This window comes from Diaphorobacter sp. LR2014-1 (genome assembly GCF_002916785.1).
In the GTDB taxonomy this organism is placed as follows: Bacteria; Pseudomonadota; Gammaproteobacteria; order Burkholderiales; family Burkholderiaceae_C; genus Diaphorobacter; species Diaphorobacter nitroreducens.
In genome coordinates, this window is the sequence record NZ_MTBE01000018.1 from 63,154 (window position 1) to 78,042 (window position 14,889).

At 66.1% G+C, this 14,889-nt stretch carries 17 protein-coding genes and 2 pseudogenes; 14 read left to right on the forward strand and 5 right to left on the reverse strand.

Going from position 1 to position 14,889, the window contains the following annotated elements:
• Positions 1-3: 3 nt before the first annotated feature.
• The 12 genes and pseudogenes from BV908_RS13295 (at position 4) to BV908_RS13345 (ending at position 6,245) form a co-directional block, all read left to right on the forward strand.
• The gene (locus BV908_RS13295; protein WP_103738400.1) at positions 4-354 is read left to right on the forward strand and encodes a DUF4124 domain-containing protein; all 351 of its coding nucleotides are present in this window, start codon (positions 4-6) and stop codon (positions 352-354) included.
• Positions 355-629: 275 nt separating this feature from the next.
• Positions 630-797: pseudogene (locus BV908_RS13300) on the forward strand (NERD domain-containing protein); the annotation flags it as partial.
• 194 nt (positions 798-991) lie between these two features.
• Entirely contained in the window at positions 992-1,237 is a 246-nt protein-coding gene (locus tag BV908_RS13305; RefSeq protein ID WP_103738402.1) for a DUF1010 domain-containing protein, read from the forward strand.
• Between the two features lie 55 nt (positions 1,238-1,292).
• Positions 1,293-1,655: a cupin domain-containing protein gene (locus BV908_RS13310; RefSeq protein ID WP_013722854.1), complete on the forward strand. Its 363-nt coding sequence runs from the start codon at positions 1,293-1,295 to the stop codon at positions 1,653-1,655.
• Positions 1,656-1,795: 140 nt separating this feature from the next.
• Complete coding sequence (locus BV908_RS13315) at positions 1,796-2,041, forward strand: DUF1010 domain-containing protein (protein ID WP_103738403.1); 246 nt, start codon at positions 1,796-1,798, stop codon at positions 2,039-2,041.
• 11 nt (positions 2,042-2,052) lie between these two features.
• Positions 2,053-2,601, forward strand: coding sequence for a DUF4124 domain-containing protein (locus tag BV908_RS13320; RefSeq protein WP_083766782.1), 549 nt, complete (start codon positions 2,053-2,055; stop codon positions 2,599-2,601).
• A 113-nt stretch (positions 2,602-2,714) separates the two neighbouring features.
• Positions 2,715-3,098: a hypothetical protein gene (locus BV908_RS22205; protein WP_146052257.1), complete on the forward strand. Its 384-nt coding sequence runs from the start codon at positions 2,715-2,717 to the stop codon at positions 3,096-3,098.
• 11 nt (positions 3,099-3,109) lie between these two features.
• Positions 3,110-3,307, forward strand: coding sequence for a hypothetical protein (locus tag BV908_RS22210; protein ID WP_146052258.1), 198 nt, complete (start codon positions 3,110-3,112; stop codon positions 3,305-3,307).
• A 391-nt stretch (positions 3,308-3,698) separates the two neighbouring features.
• Positions 3,699-4,085 carry a hypothetical protein gene (locus BV908_RS13330; protein WP_047349851.1) on the forward strand — a complete coding sequence of 129 codons (387 nt, stop codon included), beginning with the start codon at positions 3,699-3,701 and terminating at the stop codon, positions 4,083-4,085.
• A 259-nt stretch (positions 4,086-4,344) separates the two neighbouring features.
• A complete protein-coding gene (locus BV908_RS13335) occupies positions 4,345-4,737 on the forward strand; it encodes a VOC family protein (RefSeq protein WP_103738407.1) in 393 nt (130 codons plus the stop codon).
• An 18-nt stretch (positions 4,738-4,755) separates the two neighbouring features.
• Positions 4,756-5,517, forward strand: coding sequence for a 3-oxoacyl-ACP reductase (locus tag BV908_RS13340; protein ID WP_103738408.1), 762 nt, complete (start codon positions 4,756-4,758; stop codon positions 5,515-5,517).
• 14 nt (positions 5,518-5,531) lie between these two features.
• A complete protein-coding gene (locus BV908_RS13345) occupies positions 5,532-6,245 on the forward strand; it encodes a glutathione S-transferase N-terminal domain-containing protein (RefSeq protein WP_103738409.1) in 714 nt (237 codons plus the stop codon).
• A gap of 266 nt (positions 6,246-6,511) precedes the next feature.
• Here BV908_RS13345 and BV908_RS13350 read toward each other — a convergent pair whose 3' ends face one another.
• The 5 genes from BV908_RS13350 to BV908_RS13375 all read right to left on the reverse strand — a co-directional run bounded on the left by BV908_RS13350 (position 6,512) and on the right by BV908_RS13375 (position 12,371).
• On the reverse strand, positions 6,512-8,599 hold the full coding sequence (locus BV908_RS13350) for an acetate--CoA ligase family protein (RefSeq protein ID WP_103738410.1): 2,088 nt from the start codon (positions 8,597-8,599) through the stop codon (positions 6,512-6,514).
• Positions 8,600-8,802: 203 nt separating this feature from the next.
• A complete protein-coding gene (locus BV908_RS13355) occupies positions 8,803-9,789 on the reverse strand; it encodes a tripartite tricarboxylate transporter substrate binding protein (RefSeq protein ID WP_103738411.1) in 987 nt (328 codons plus the stop codon).
• Between the two features lie 181 nt (positions 9,790-9,970).
• Entirely contained in the window at positions 9,971-10,348 is a 378-nt protein-coding gene (locus BV908_RS13365; RefSeq protein ID WP_103738413.1) for an OB-fold domain-containing protein, read from the reverse strand.
• 5 nt (positions 10,349-10,353) lie between these two features.
• A complete protein-coding gene (locus BV908_RS13370; protein ID WP_103738414.1) occupies positions 10,354-11,505 on the reverse strand; it encodes a thiolase family protein in 1,152 nt (383 codons plus the stop codon).
• On the reverse strand, positions 11,502-12,371 hold the full coding sequence (locus BV908_RS13375) for an IclR family transcriptional regulator (protein WP_103738415.1): 870 nt from the start codon (positions 12,369-12,371) through the stop codon (positions 11,502-11,504). Before BV908_RS13375 ends, BV908_RS13370 begins: the two co-directional genes overlap by 4 nt.
• A 488-nt stretch (positions 12,372-12,859) precedes the next feature.
• On the opposite strand from BV908_RS13375, the pseudogene BV908_RS13380 reads away from it, so the two are divergent.
• Positions 12,860-13,414, forward strand: a pseudogene (locus BV908_RS13380) (DTW domain-containing protein); the annotation flags it as partial.
• A 63-nt stretch (positions 13,415-13,477) separates the two neighbouring features.
• Complete coding sequence (locus BV908_RS13385) at positions 13,478-14,860, forward strand: IS701 family transposase (RefSeq protein WP_103738416.1); 1,383 nt, start codon at positions 13,478-13,480, stop codon at positions 14,858-14,860.
• Positions 14,861-14,889 lie beyond the last annotated feature (29 nt).

Below are 14,889 nucleotides of genomic sequence, written 5' to 3' on the forward strand. Positions count from 1 at the left end.
GCCATGCTGAGCCGCGGCGAGCGCATCTTCTGGGGCGGCCTGGCCGCCGCCGTCATTGCCGGCGCCGCCGCCGCGTGGTGGACGGCCGACCAATGGACGCCCCACGCCGCCCCCTGGGCCGCGCAGATGTGGCGCAAGATCACCCGCCCCGGCCCCGACACCCTGCCGCCGGGCAAGGCCGGCCGGCCCGCCCCCGCTGCACAGGGCGCGGCCGGTGCCGCGTCGGCGCCCCTGGCGCCGCCGCGCAAATGCCAGCAACCCGATGGCCGCGTGATCTACACCGACCAACCGTGCCCGCGGGGCAGCCGCGAGCAGACGGTGGACGGGGCGGTCACGTCCCTGCCGGCGCGCTGAGCGGGCTTTGCCGCGCCGCCGGGATGTGGTGCTCCCCTGCTGCCCTTGGTGCAGCGCCGTGTCTGTCGGGCATTTGACGCCCTGAATTCAAGTTGCTCCTGATTGAATAGCTATTAGCGCTTGCTACATAAGCGCTAGGGGCTGTTTTCGTCTTAAGCCGCGCACCGCGTCCCCATCCAGCCGGATGCCGCAGGCTCGGGGTTTTCGTCAGTTTGGAATCAGCTTCGCCGACTATAAGGTTTCAATCCGAAACACATAGGACGGGCGGGGGAGGAATGGCGACGTTGATACCCGCATTTGGCTCATGCGCGGGGCGCATGCAGTCGGGTGAACGCAGGCTGGCCGAGCGGCTGGAACAGAAACTCGAAGACGACTACCTGCTGTGGTGGGACGTGCCCATTGGCCCCAAGCAGACCTTCACCGAATGCGTGATAGTGCCTCGCGCTTAATTCAATGTTTCAGCATCACGGAATAAAAGGGAGGAACGCAGTGCGTGTGCATCGGCTAAATTTTAGGCGGTCTAAATTTCCACAACGCTCAGAAATATGCGGTGCTGTATGTTCCGCACGTGTGTTTGGCACGCCTTTGACTGCGTTCGTACGATTGTCTAATCCTAGTTAGTCCCATCACCCGCTTTATGCGCGCAGCCACTTGTTCCAGCGCTCGGCCCTGTTCCAAAGTTTTTCAAGCCTTTTTGGGCTCCAGCGCTTGTGCGGCAAGCGCTACCAGCTATCATTTTTGCAGCGCTGCGCCGCTCTCGTGGCCCAGCGCTTTTTCGTGGGCTGCGCCCGTCTTCAAGGTTGGGCGCTCCCTTTTGGCCTTCGGGTCTAACCTGGCGTTCAAGCCGACCCGCCTGCGGCGGGCGGCTTACCTTAGGCGTTAGACTTTTGGGCGGCGCGAATCTTGCTGCCCAAAGGCTTGCATTTACGGAGCAAAAAATGAGCACTCACCGCGTGTATAAGTCCCATGAATTCATGCAGCCAGCCGAGAAAGAACCAATACGGTCTGTTGTTGTTGAATCTTCGCATTCAGTTATCGTGGCTTGGCATGTGGAGCCCGGCCAAACTATTGCGCCACATATTCACCCCGACGGACAAGATACATGGACCATCCTTTCAGGGGAAGGTCAATATCAAATTGACGAGCAAGGCAACACCGTTGCAATTGTTCCGGGGGATATCGTAGTTGCAAACAAAGGGCAGGTGCACGGTGTTCTTTGCACCAGCGTTGGCCCACTTCGGTTCATTTCAGTGGTTGCGCCTTTGGATGCTGGTTATGAACCGCTATCAGCAAAAACATAGGGGATATCAAGTGCAACAAGCTGCCTCCGCTCCCCAGCCTAACTGTTTGGTCAAGCTGACGCCAACAGGCTCCGCCTGTTGGTACCCTCCGCTTCGCTCCGGCGCAGCTTACCGCGGGCGTTAGTCCCATCACCCGCTTTATGCGCTCAGCCACTTATTTCAGCGCTCGGCCCTGTTCAAAAGGCTTATCTGTCTTTTTGGCCTCAAGCGCTTGCCAGCCAAGCACCACCAGCTATCATTCTTGCAGTGCTGCGCCGCTTCCGTGGCCCAGCGCTTTTTGGTGGGCCGCGCCCTTCTTCAAGGCAGGGCGTTCCCTTTTGGCCTTCGGGTCTAACTTTGCGCTCAAGCGGACCCGCATTCTGCGGGCCGCTTACCTTGGCCGTTAGAGTTGATAAACATGAAAAAACGAAAGATCTTTGCATTCCTCTTTCTTGCGTTTGCAATGACAACAGGGTATGCCCAAGTTTACAAATGCATCGTCAATGGTCGCACTATATTCTCTGATGCTCCTTGTCAAGCCGGATCGACGGGAGTATTAATTCAAGAAAAGAAAGATCCGGAACAAATCTACCAAGAGCGCTTGCAGGCACTTGAGGCGGAGAACCGGAAACTACAACAGCAAGCCTTACGCCGCGAGCAACAACTTAACGAACAACTCACACGACCGCAGCCAGTGCAAGGTCAGTCCGCTCCGCCGGGCGTTCGTTATGACGTCACCGTATCAGAGCAAACGCGACGTTGCGATATGGAAAAGAATACGATCACTAATAAAAAACGTCGTGAGGGAGCAGAGTGTCTAAAATTGCGATCAATGTTAAATATGCCAGAGCCTACAAGGGTTATCATTAACAACCAAAACACGCCAAGCCATCCTAGAACGGTCATCAACAATCAAACCGGAAAGCCATGCACGGTTTTCCCAGGCGGACATATGGAATGCCATTGAAATCAATCTGCCAAATACATTGCCAGCCATTTCTCTGCTCTAACTGTTCGTCGCAGCCGACCGCCTACGGCGGCGGCTGAACTCAAGGCGTTAGGCCTAAAAGGAGCGCATCAATGAAGCAACTGTTCGTAGCAACCACGTTTTTTCTGTCACTCGCCTTGGCAGGGTGTGCCGCCACAGTAAAACCGATAAATCAAGTCAAGTACTGGCCGAAACCCACAAAGGAGGAAGCCATGACCAAGATCAAAGGGTACTTGAAAAACACACTTATTGATCCGTACAGCGCAGTGGTGGAATGCAGTGACGTATCGAATGAGGCATGGATTTGGAAAGGCGTGGGCTTCGATACCGACTACGGCTATCTCGTCATTTGCCAAGTTAATGCCAAGAACCGGCTCGGTGGTTACGTGGGCGCCAAACGCTATGTTTTTCGGTTTAACGGCCCAGACTTCGAGTATCACGACGTAGTGCCTAGCATGGGCCTGATGAAAAAATAAGGGTGGAAAATATGCACAAGATCGAACTTGAAATTCCAGAGATTCCCCACGGTCACGGGTTGTCGTTCAAAAAGGGCGTTGCCGATGGCCTGCTTGATAACCGCAATCATGAGGCCACACCGCACGAAACCCATGCTGCCAGCTATCAGCGCGGCCTCGAAGTCGGGGCGGAACTCAAAGTGAAAATTGCCAAGCTTGTAAAGGCATAACATGGCGGTCGAGCGGGACGCCCAAAATGCTGCGCATTTTGGCCGCCCCTCACCTCTACGTTAGGCACAAATGCGACGAGAAGCGAAAATAGTAGGTGCATTCGTTCTGACGCTTGGGATTTTTGCACTCGCAGTAAGTGCAAACCTTCTGCTTGGGGGTGCGGCGCAGAACGGTGGGCTTAGCTGTAAGTCCATTTGCGGTTTGTCTTTATTGGTCACGCAGTTCCTTGGTGCTAGCGCTGGTGGGCTTGTAGGCAGTCTGCTATGGCTACTGGTCGGCATCGTTTTTACTTTCGCCGGATATCGGGTGTTTAGTGGCCGTTAACACACCTAACCCGGCGCTCAAGCCGACCCGCATTCTGCGGGCGGCTTACCTAGTCCGTTAGCGCTCATGTCAATCGACCTTCGAATATCCTCGTCCGTCTTCGGCGCAGCATTGGCGGCAGTCTTTTTTTGGGGCTACGCGGGCTTAGCGAACGTTGGAAGTGCCGGGAACCCCATGGACCCCGGTCGTTCTGAGGCGATGTTCGCTGGCCCACTCTACTTGCTGCTCCTTCTGATACTTGCCTGGGTTTGCAAAAAATCGAAGGATCCGAGGGCGATCGCTTACGGGATTGAGGTTTGGAAGATATTGAAGAAGACGGGTATTGCGCTGTTGCTTTGTGTTCCCGCTGCATTTTTCTTCATCGGTTTCGTTGCCCCGCCTTTCATCGTCGCAACTTCAGCGGTATATCTTCTGATGTCAGCAATCAATGTGAATGCGAGCAATGGGCACTAACAGGTTTCCCGTTTTGGCTTCTGGGTCTAACCGGGCAGTCAAGCCGACCCGCCTACGGCGGTCGGCTTACTTTCGGCGTTAGGCATACGACTCGTCCCACGATCATCGGCTGCACAAGCAGGGACTGGTCGTTGATACCTCCTTGCAGCTTTCCTGCGGCCCAGCGCTTCGCCCGCTACTATCTGTGCCCGCGGCGCATGTGCCGCGCGCCTGTCCTCCAGGTGCCCACCAAGCATTTCACCAAGGAGACCCACCCCCCATGTTCAGCCACGTCATGCTGGGAGCCAGCAACCCCGACCAATCCAAGCAGTTCTACGACGCCTTCCTGGGCGCCCTGGGCTGCAAGCCTGGCTTCACCGACCCCAAGGGCCGCACCTTCCGGCGCCACGCGGGCAACACCTTTGCCATCTCCGCGCCCATTAACGGCGAGCCGGCCTGCTTTGGTAACGGCGCCACGACGGGCTTTGCGGCCGAGTCCCCCGAGCAGGTGGATGCGGCGCACGCGGCGGGCGTGTCCACCGGCGGCGTGACGTGCGAAGACCCGCCGGGCTGGCGTGAGAACGCTCCGGGCGGGCGGCTGTACCTGGCCTACCTGCGCGACCCGGCCGGCAACAAGCTGTGCGTGCTGCACCGCCCGCCCAAGGCCGCCTGACCCCCGGAGCTTTCACGCATGCAACTGTCTGAACAATGGGTGCTGGTCACGGGCGGCGCCCGGGGCCTGGGCCAGGCCATCACGCGCGCCGTGGCGCGCGAGGGCGCGGGCGTGGTCATCAACTACCACCGCAGCGATGCCGCCGCCAAGGCGCTGGCCGACGAGCTGGGCCCGCGCGCCATCGCGCTGCAGGCTGACGTGACTGACGCCGCCGCCGTGCAGCGCCTGTTTGCCACCGCGCGCGAGCGCACGGGCGCCCCCATCAGCGCCGTGGTGAACAACGCGCTGGCGCAGTTCTCGTTCGACGGCGATGCGCGCCCCAAGCTGGGCGAGATCACCTGGGAGCGCTTCAGCCAGCAGATCGAGGGCGCGGTCAAGGGCGCGCTCAACACCATGCAGGCCGCGCTGCCCGGCATGCGCGCGCAGGGCTTCGGGCGTGTCGTGAACGTGGGCACCAACCTGTTCCAGAACCCGGTGGTGCCGTACCACGACTACACGGCGGCCAAGGCCGCGCTGCTGTCGCTCACGCGCACGGCGGCGCACGACCTGGGGCCGGATGGGATCACGGTGAACATGGTGTCGGGCGGGTTGCTGCGCACCACCGACGCCAGCAGCGCCACGCCCGAGGCGGTGTTCGACCTGATCGCCAGCATGACTCCGCTGCGCCGCGTGACCACGCCGGCCGAGTTTGCCGACGCGGTGCTGTTCTTCCTCTCGCCGTGGGGCCGCGCCGTGACGGGGCAGAACCTGGTGGTGGACTGCGGCCTCGTCAAGGATTGATAAAGGAGTTGCCCATGGCATGGACCCACCCCATCACGGCCAAATGGCCCGCCGCGCACCCCGACCGGCTGCAGCTGTATTCGCTGCCCACGCCCAACGGCGTGAAGGTGTCGATCCTGCTGGAAGAGACGGGGCTGCCGTACGAGCCGCACCTGGTGAGCTTCGAGACCAACGACCAGCTCTCGCCCGAGTTCCTCGCGCTCAACCCCAACAACAAGATCCCCGCCATCCTCGACCCCCACGGCCCCGGCGGCCAACCGCTGGCGCTGTTCGAGTCCGGCGCCATCCTGGTCTACCTGGCCGAGAAAACCGGGCGCTTTCTGCCGCAGGACGCTGCCGCGCGCTACGAGACGCTGCAGTGGCTGATGTGGCAGATGGGCGGCGTGGGGCCGATGTTTGGGCAGCTCGGGTTCTTCCACAAGTTCGCGGGCAAGGACTACGAGGACAAGCGCCCGCGCGACCGCTACGTGGCCGAATCCAAGCGCCTGCTGGGCGTGCTGGAGCAACGCCTGACGGGCCGCGACTGGATCATGGGCAGCGACTACACCATCGCCGACATCGCCGTGTTCCCCTGGGTGCGCAACCTGGTGGGCTTCTACGGCGCGGGCGATCTGGTGGGCTTTGACGCCTTCCCGCAGGTGCAGCGCGTGCTGGCGGCCTTCGTGGCACGCCCCGCCGTGCAGCGGGGGTTGGAGATTCCGGCGCGGGGCATCCCGGCACGGGGCTGACCCGGCGCGGGGCATCCCGGCACGGGGCTAACCCGGCGCGGGGCATCCCAGCGCGGGGCTAATCCGGCGCGGGGCATCCCGGCGCGGGGCTAAACCGCCCGAGGCTCACCCCGCCCAGGGCGCACGCGTGGCGCGGTGAGCCCTCACGCATCCGGCCCGGCGCGGCACAAGCGGACGCACCAGCGGTGGACGTGCGCCGCGCCCCGGCCAGCGCGCCAGTTCATGGTCAAAAACGGCTCTAGCGCTTATGTAGCAAGCGCGAGCAGCTATGCTTTTGATACTTCCACCAGCGCATCCACCACCACGGCGCCCTGGCCTGCGGCGCCCACCATCACCGGGTTCAGGTCCAGCGATGCAATGGCGCCGCCGGCACCCGCGATCACCTGGCCCACGGCCACGGCGATGCGCGACAGGGCGGCCACGTCCAGCGGCGGCTCGCCGCGCACACCATCCAGCAGCGGGGCGATGCGCAGCGTGCGCAACGCGGCCTGCACGTCGGCCTCGGAGAACGGGGGCAGCAGCACGGCGCAGTCCTTGAGCGCTTCCACGTACTTGCCGCCGTCGCCCACCACCACCACGGGGCCAAAGATCGGGTCCATGCGCGCGCCCACCATGAACTCATGCTGGCCCTTGCGCGTGGCCGCCACGATCACCCCGTCGCGCTGCACGCCCATCGCGTCCATCTTGGCCCAGAAGCGCTCGAACAGCTCGGCCGCCTGCTCACGCGTCTGCACGCTGAGGGCCACCAGCCCGTGCTCGGACTTGTGCGGCACCTCGGCCGAGCAGGCCTTCACGACCGCGGGCGCGCCGATGGCGTCCAACGCTGCGCGCGCCTCGTCGGCGGTACGGCACAGGTGCATGGGCACCGTGGGCACGCCGTGGCCCGCCAGCAGGGCCAGGCTGTACACCTCGTTCAGAAAGCCCTGCGCGCCGGCCGGCACCTGCACGTGGGGCAATGCGGGCCACGTGGCGCGCGGCTGGCGCATCCGTTCCGTGTGGCCGGCCACCTGGGCCAGCACGGCGATGGCCTCGCCCTCGTTGGGGAAGGTGGCGATGCCGTGCGCGCGAAAGGGCGCGGCCACGCTCTCTTGCCACGCGGCCACGGCCACGGGCTTGCCCGTCGCGGCCTCGAAGGCCGCGGCGTCGCGGGCGAACCGGCCCACGTCGTAGCCCGCGCCGGCCACGGGAATGTTCAGGAAGAACAGGTCCGCCGCCGGGTCCTGCGCCACGGCGGGCAGCACGTCGCCGAACAGGCCGCTGTTGGACAGCAGCGCGGCGGTGACGTCGATGGGGTTGCTGGCGGTGGCAAAGCCCGGCAGCTTGGAGGCCACTTCGGCTTGCGTGGCGGGGCTCAGCTCCGCCAGGGACAGGCCCATGTCTTCGGCGGCGTCGGCGCCCATCACGCAGCTGGCGCCGGAGTTGCTGATCACCACCAGGCGGCGGCCCTCGGGGCGCCAGCCCTTCAGGTAGGCGTGCGCGGCGCGTGCCTGCTCATGCGGGTCGCGCACGCGCCAGATGCCGTGGTGTTTGAAGAACGCGTCCACCGTGCGGTCCTCGTTGGCCAGCGCGCCCGTGTGGGACGACGCGGCCTTCTGCCCGCTGGCTGACCGCCCGGCCTTCACCGCGACGATGGGCAGGTCGCGCTCGCGCGCGTAGGCGGCGGTGGCGGCCAGCATCTCGGGGTGGGCGATGTTCTCCAGGTACAGCAGCAGCAGTCGCACGTCGGGGTCGTGCGCCACGGCCCAGGCCATCTCGGACGCGGTCACGTCGGCCTCGTTGCCCGTGGCGTGCACATGGCGCACGCCCAGGCCGCGCCCGCGCAGCAGGCCGTAGGCCATGGCGCTCATGCCGCCGCTCTGGCTCACGATGCCCACGGGGCCATCCATGGGCGGCACCTCGATGAACATGGTGGAAAAGCCCGCGATGGCGCCCGTGCCGAAGTTGGCCAGGCCCTGCGTGTTGGGGCCGTACAGGCGCATGCCGGCGGCGCGCGCGGTGGCCACCATGTGGTCCTGCAGCTCGCGCCCGGCGGGGCCCGTCTCGCCAAAGCCCGAGGCGATCACCACGGCGGACTTCACGCCGCGCGCGGCGCATTCCTCCACGGCGGCGACGGTCTTGTCGCCGCCCACGGCAATCACGGCCAGGTCGGGCACCTCGGGCAGCGCGGCCAGGCCGGCGTAGCTCTTGTGGCCCTGCACTTCCTCGCGCGCCGGGTTGATGGGATAGATGGTGCCCCGGTAGCCGTGGCGCTGCATGTAGTGGATGGGCCGGCCGCCGATCTTGTGGATGTTCTCGGAGGCGCCAACGATGGCGACCGAGCGGGGGTTGAGTGCGGAGGTAAGAAGGTCAGACATGATGGGTCGCGAGACGTTGAGCGTTCAGTCGCCCCGCCGCAGGCAGGGGCGTGGAATGCAATGGCAGGGACAGGGGCGCGGCGCAGGCAGCCAGCACACGCCAGCTCGGCGGCAACCCGCCCGGGGCCTGAAGCCGGCCGCGCCGCCCCCGCAGCGCCCAGCGGGGCGAGCGTGTAGCGCGCGGCGCGGTCATTCAGCGGGCCTCAGTCAATCTTTGCGCCGGAGGCCTTGACCACCTTGCCCCACTTGTCCACCTCGGCCTGCAGGAAGCCGGCGTAGGCGGTGGGCGTGTTCCAGGCGGCGGCAAAGCCCTGGGCCTCGAAGCGCTGCTTCACCTCGGGGTTGTCCAGCGCCTTCTTCAGCTCGGCGTTCAGGCGGTCCACCACCTCCTTGGGTGTGCCCGCGGGCGCCAGCACGCCGTTCCAGGCGATGGCCTCGTAGCCGGGCAGGCCGGACTCGGCCACCGTGGGGATGGCCGGTGCGCTGGGCGAGCGCTGGCTGCTGGTGACGGCCAGCGCCTTCAACTTGCCGGCCTTCACGTGCGGCATGGACGAGAGCATGGTGTCGAACATCAGGTCCGCCTGGCCGCCCATCACGTCGGTGAGTGCGGGCGCGCTGCCCTTGTACGGCACATGCGCCATCTTCACGCCGGCCGACGCGCTGAACAGCTCGGCCGACAGGTGCGTGGACTGCCCGTTGCCGGACGACGCGTAGTTGAGCCCGCCCTGCTTGGACTTGGCCAGCGCGATCAGCTCCTTGACGTTGTTGGCGGGCGTGGCGGGGTGGGTCACGATGACCAGCGGCCCGCTGGTGAGCTGCGAGACGGGCGCGAAGTCCTTGGTGATGGAGTAGTTGAGCTTGCTGAACAGCGAGGGGTTGATGGCATGCGCCGTGGTGGCCACCACCAGCGTGTAGCCGTCCGCGGGGCTGCGGGCCACGGCCTCGGCGCCGATGTTGGCACCCGCGCCGGGGCGGTTGTCGATCACGAAGGGCTGGCCCATCTGCTCCTGGAGCTTTTGCGCCACCACGCGCGCCACGATGTCGGTGGGGCCGCCGGGCGGGTAGGGCACGACCAGCTTCACGGGCTTGTTCGGGTAGTCGCTGGCCCAGGCAAAGGGCGTGGCGGCGGCGCACAGCGCGGCGCAGGCCAGGCCCGTGAAGCGGCGGCGGTGTAAAGAGGTGAATGGCATGGTTTGTCTCCTTGTGATCTTTCAGTCGATGGATGAAAAGCGCGGCCGATGCAACTGGCGCAACCGAAACCAGGGCAGCCGAGCAGGGGCCTGGGCCGGCCGCGCCGCCCCGCAGCGAGGGCTGCGTCCCCCTGCCCGCGTTGCGCAGCAATGCGAGAGCGGGGGGAGGACGCGAAGCGTCTCAGGGGGGGGTTGCTTCATCTGGCACGAAGCGCAGCAGCGGCCGGCCCAGGTGCTCGAAGAATTCGGCGCGAACGCGCTCGCCGATCTGCACGCCCGCGGCCGCGTGGCCCATGAGGCGCGGGCCCTCGTCGAGCTGCACGATCGCCAGCGTGTAGGGCGCCAGCGCGCGGAAGTCCTCCGAGGGCGCGCGCGCCACCACCGTGGTGGCGCGCACGGTGGCGGTGCCGGCGGCGTCGCGCCAGTCCAGCCCGTCGTGGCCGCAGCGTTGGCACGCGTAGCGCGCCAGGGTCTGGCCATGGCCGCAGGCGGCGCAGCTTTGAAAGCGCACCACGCCCGCGCGCAGGCCGTCGTTGAAAGGGGTTGCCAGCGAGGTCATGGCGGTCAGCCCTCCGTTGAAAGAATGAGGCTCACGTGGGACGACATCACGCCCCCGTCGGCATGGATGAAGGCGCGTTGCGGCGCACGGATCTGCCGCTCGCCCGCCTGGCCCGTCATCTGCCGCCACGCCTCCACGGTGTGGGCCATGCCGCCGGCCACGCCGCAGTGGCCGAACGACAGCAGGCCGCCGTGCGTGTTCAGCGGCAGCGCGCCCGTGGGCGCGAAGTCGCCCGCGCGGGCCCGTGCGGCGGCGCCGGCGCGCGGCGCGAAGCCGATCTCTTCGAGCAGCATCACCAGCGTGATCGTGAAAGAGTCGTAGATGCCCAGGTAGTCGATGTCCGCAGGGCTCAGGCCGGCCTCGGCAAAGGCCTGGGCGGCGGCATCGGATGCGCCGCACCGCATTACGTCCGCCATGGCGGTGAGGTGCTGGTGGCGGTGGGCCTGGCCCGCGCCCGCCAGGCGCACCGGGGCGTGCGGGCCGGGCTCGGCCGAGACGACGAACGCCATGGCGCCGTCGGAAATGGGGCAGCAGTCCAGCAGCGACAGCGGCGCGGCGATGGGCTTGGCGGCCAGCACCTCGGCATGGGTGATGGGCGTGCGCAGGTGCGCCTCGGGGTGGCGTGCGGCGTTGGCGCGCATGAGCACGGCGAACTCGGCCAGGTCGGCGCTGGTGACGCCCGTGCGGTGCATGTATTCCGAGGCCATCAGCGCGTAGTACGCGGGCACGCTGGCGCCGTTGGGCACCTCGTAGTCGGCGTCGCCCACCTGGGCCAGGGTCTGGATGGAGCTGTCGCGCGACTGGCCCGTGAGGCGGTTCTCCCCCGCCACCACCAGCACGTTGCGGCAGCGGCCCGAGCGCACCAGCTCACGCGCGGCCATCAGCATGGCCGCGCCCGTGGCCCCGCCCAGCTGCATGCTGTGTGCGTAGCGCGGCGCCAGTGCGAAGCGCTCGCAGAACAGCGTGGACAGCATCAGGTGCGGCAGCGTGGTGGCGTAGCCGCACAGCACGCCGTCGATGTCGGCGCGTGCCAGGCCGGCGCTGGCCAGCGCCTGGTGCGCGGCGCCGGCCATCAGGTCGAGCGCGCCGCGCCCTTCGTGGCGGCCAAAGGGTGTGCTGCCCGCGCCGCGCAGGTAGGCGGGGGAGGGTGGGGTCATCGCGGGGTCTCCGGGAGGGTTCTTGAGGGGGAGGCTGCGCCGGCCTGGCGGCGGCTGGTGCGCACGGCCTCGGACCAGCGCACCTGGCATACGGTGGATTCGCGCATCAGCGCCTGGGCCATGGCGGCTTCCCGCGCGAGGATGCGCTCGTTCAGCGCGGCAATGCTCAGGGCCGCCACGGGGCGGCCCTCGGGGTCGAGTACGGGCACGGCGATGCCGCCCATGCGCTCGACCACCACGTCCAGCAGCACCACGTGGCCGCGTTCGCGCGCGTCGGCGATGCGCTCGCGCAGCAGCGCGGGCGTGATGCGCGGGTAGCGGCTCATCTGGTTGGCGAGGATCTCCAGCGCCGCCTCGCGCTCGGCCTCGGGCATCCAGGCCAGCAGCGCCAGGCTGCCGGCCCCGGCGCCCAGCGGGCGGCGGCTGCCCACGCGCAGGTAGTTGGCGCGGATGGGGTAGGTGCCTTCCTCCACGTCGATGCACAGCGACTCCACGCCGCTGGGGATGGACAGCACCACGCTGTCCTCGAACTGGCCCACCAGCCGCAGCAGGCTGGGGCGTGCCAGCGGCCGCGGGTCAAAGCGCCGCAGCGCGGCCGCGCCCAGCACCATGAGTTCGGGCCCCAGCGAGAACTGCTTGCTCTGCGCATCGCGCGCGACGAAGCCGTCGCGCACCATCACCTCCAGCAGGCGCAGTGTGGTGGCCTTGTCCAGTTCGGCCGCAGCGGCAATGTCGGTCAGGCGCGCGTTGCCGCCCTCGGACATCACCCGCAGCACGCGCATGGCGCGCTCCACGGTGGACGTGCTGCCACCGGGCAGGTGGTTCACCACGGCCTTGGGGCGTGCGCTGGAGGGGGTGGGGGGCATGGCGTGTGTTTCTTTGGATGAAACGTGATTTGTCATGAAATTTAGGTGTGGGTGCCGTGGTTGGTCAAAGACCGTGTTTCAAATTTCAATGGCTAGGGCCTGTTCACACTATTTTTGCCAGATGCGTTGCGATCAAAAAGGGCCAGGCGCAAGGCGCCAAACGAAGCTGGGGTGCTACCCCAGCGAGGCTTGGCAACGCCGCGAATGGCCCTTTTTGATCGCAACCCGGAGGGAACGGAGTGAAAACCGCGCCATTNCGTCGTTGCCCTCCTAGCCAAGGCCCCGGCCTTGGCGTCGTCACGCGCCTAGATTGGCGCGGTTTTCACGCCATTCGCACTGGCAAAAATAGTGTGAACAGGCCCTAAAACAGTTGCGCCGCGATGCGAGGGCTTACCCTGATGAAAGCGGCGGCCGTGCCGCGCGCATGCCCCACAATCGCCGCCTTGCCGACCCTTGTGCGCGCCCGTTGCGGCGCACGCCGCCCTTCCATGCCCCATGCCGTTTCCTTGCTGCGCGCCGCGCGCCTGGCCCGCAGCGCCAAGCCGTTCCTGGCGCGCGGCGGCTCGCGCCGCGAGCGTTGCGAGGACTGCCGCCTGCCCCTGAGCCACTGCCAGTGCGCGCTGCGCCCGCAGCCCGCGGTGCGCGCGGGTATGTGCCTGCTGATGGCGGACACCGAGCCGCTCAAGCCCAGCAACACGGGCTGGCTGATCGCCGACCTGGTGCCCGACACCCACGCGTTTGGCTGGGCGCGCACCGAGGTCGATCCCGCCCTGCTGGCGCTGCTGGCCGACCCGCAGTGGCAGCCCTACGTGGTGTTCCCGGGTGAGTTCGCGCAGGCCGCGCGCGTGGTGCAGGCCGTGGCGCCACAGGCCGACGCGGCTGCGCCCGCCGCTGCGCCGCAGGGCCCGCGCCCGCTGTTCGTGCTGCTGGACGCCACCTGGCCCGAGGCGCGCAAGATGTTCCGCAAAAGCCCCTATCTGGACCGCTTCCCGGTGCTGAGCCTGCACAGCGACGAGGCCTCGCGCTACCGGCTGCGCCGCTCTAATCTTACTGTGTCATAAAAAGTAATGCATGATATGCCCACCTGTCCCTGTGAATGGGGTGCGATGGACATATCCAAAGAATTTGATCGCTACATGGTTCATCTGGCCGAAGGGCTTGGCCATGCCGACCGTCAAGCAGGGTTGGCTGGGTATTGCACCGGCCTGATGCTGCCCCTGTCGCGCAAGAGCGTCGAGCCCATGGCCGCCCGCGTCGATCCGCTGCGAGCCAGCGCCCGGCACCAAGCCCTGCATCACTTTGTTGCCAAGGCCCAATGGAGCGACCAGCAACTGCTCAATCGCGTGGCGCAGTGGGTGGTGCCGCATATGGACTTCAGTGCTGGCGGCTGGTGGATCGTCGATGACACAGGCTTTCCCAAGAAAGGAGTGCACTCGGTAGGCGTGACACGCCAATACTGCGGGGTGCTGGGCAAGCAGGACAACTGCCAAGTGGCTGTCAGCGTCTCGCTGGCCTGCGAACAAGGCAGCCTGCCGGTGGCCTGGCAGCTGTACTTGCCCCGCAACTGGGCCGAAGACACCGAGCGCAGACTCAAGGCCGGGATTCCCGAAGACATCGAGTTTGCGACCAAGCCTCACATTGCCCTGCAAAAGCTACGGGGTCTGCTCTCTGAAGGAGCACCCAGGCACTGCGTGTTGGCCGACGCCGGCTACGGGATCGACTACGCGTTTCGTCAGGGGCTGACCGATCTGGGCTTGTCCTACGTGGTCGGGATCACCTCGGCCGTGGTGGTCTGGCCACCCGGAGTGGAGCCCCTGCCGCCGAAGCCCTACAGCGGCATGGGCCGTCCACCGGTGATGCCACGGCGCACCGCTAAGAGACAGCCTGTGAGCGTCAAGGTATTGGCGCAGTCCTTGCCGGACAGCGCATTCCAGAACATCAGTTGGCGCGAAGGCACAAACGGGCGCCTGACGGGTCGCTTTGCGGCGCTGCGGGTACGCTGCGCCGGGGGCAACGTCGGCAAGGCGCGTCTTCTGCCCCAGCAGTGGCTGCTCATCGAGTGGCCCGCAGATCAGGCCGAGCCCGAGAAGTACTACCTGTCCACGCTGCCCGAAACCACGGCACTGAACGACCTGGTATGCGCCGCGCACATGCGCTGGCGCATCGAGCGCGATTACCAGGATCTCAAGCAGGACCTGGGGCTGGGCCACTATGAGGGACGGGGTTGGCGGGGCTTTCACCATCACGCCAGCCTGAGCATCGCCGCTTACGGTTTCCTGATGGAGCAGCGGCTGAAAGCCGGCAGCGATGCAGGAGGTAAAAAAAACTTCGTCAAACGCCAAGTGCCTGCCGTTTCCCCGGATTACATCCCTCGGGCAAGCCCAGCGCGCGCAGCGTCACGTGCCGGACTCGATCAGGACGCTGCGCCTTCAGTTGAGCGTCGCACTCGCAGGCGCCCTGGGACATTGCCCGCATTGCGCCGCCATTAGCGCTCGACTACGTTTGTGACACAGTAAGA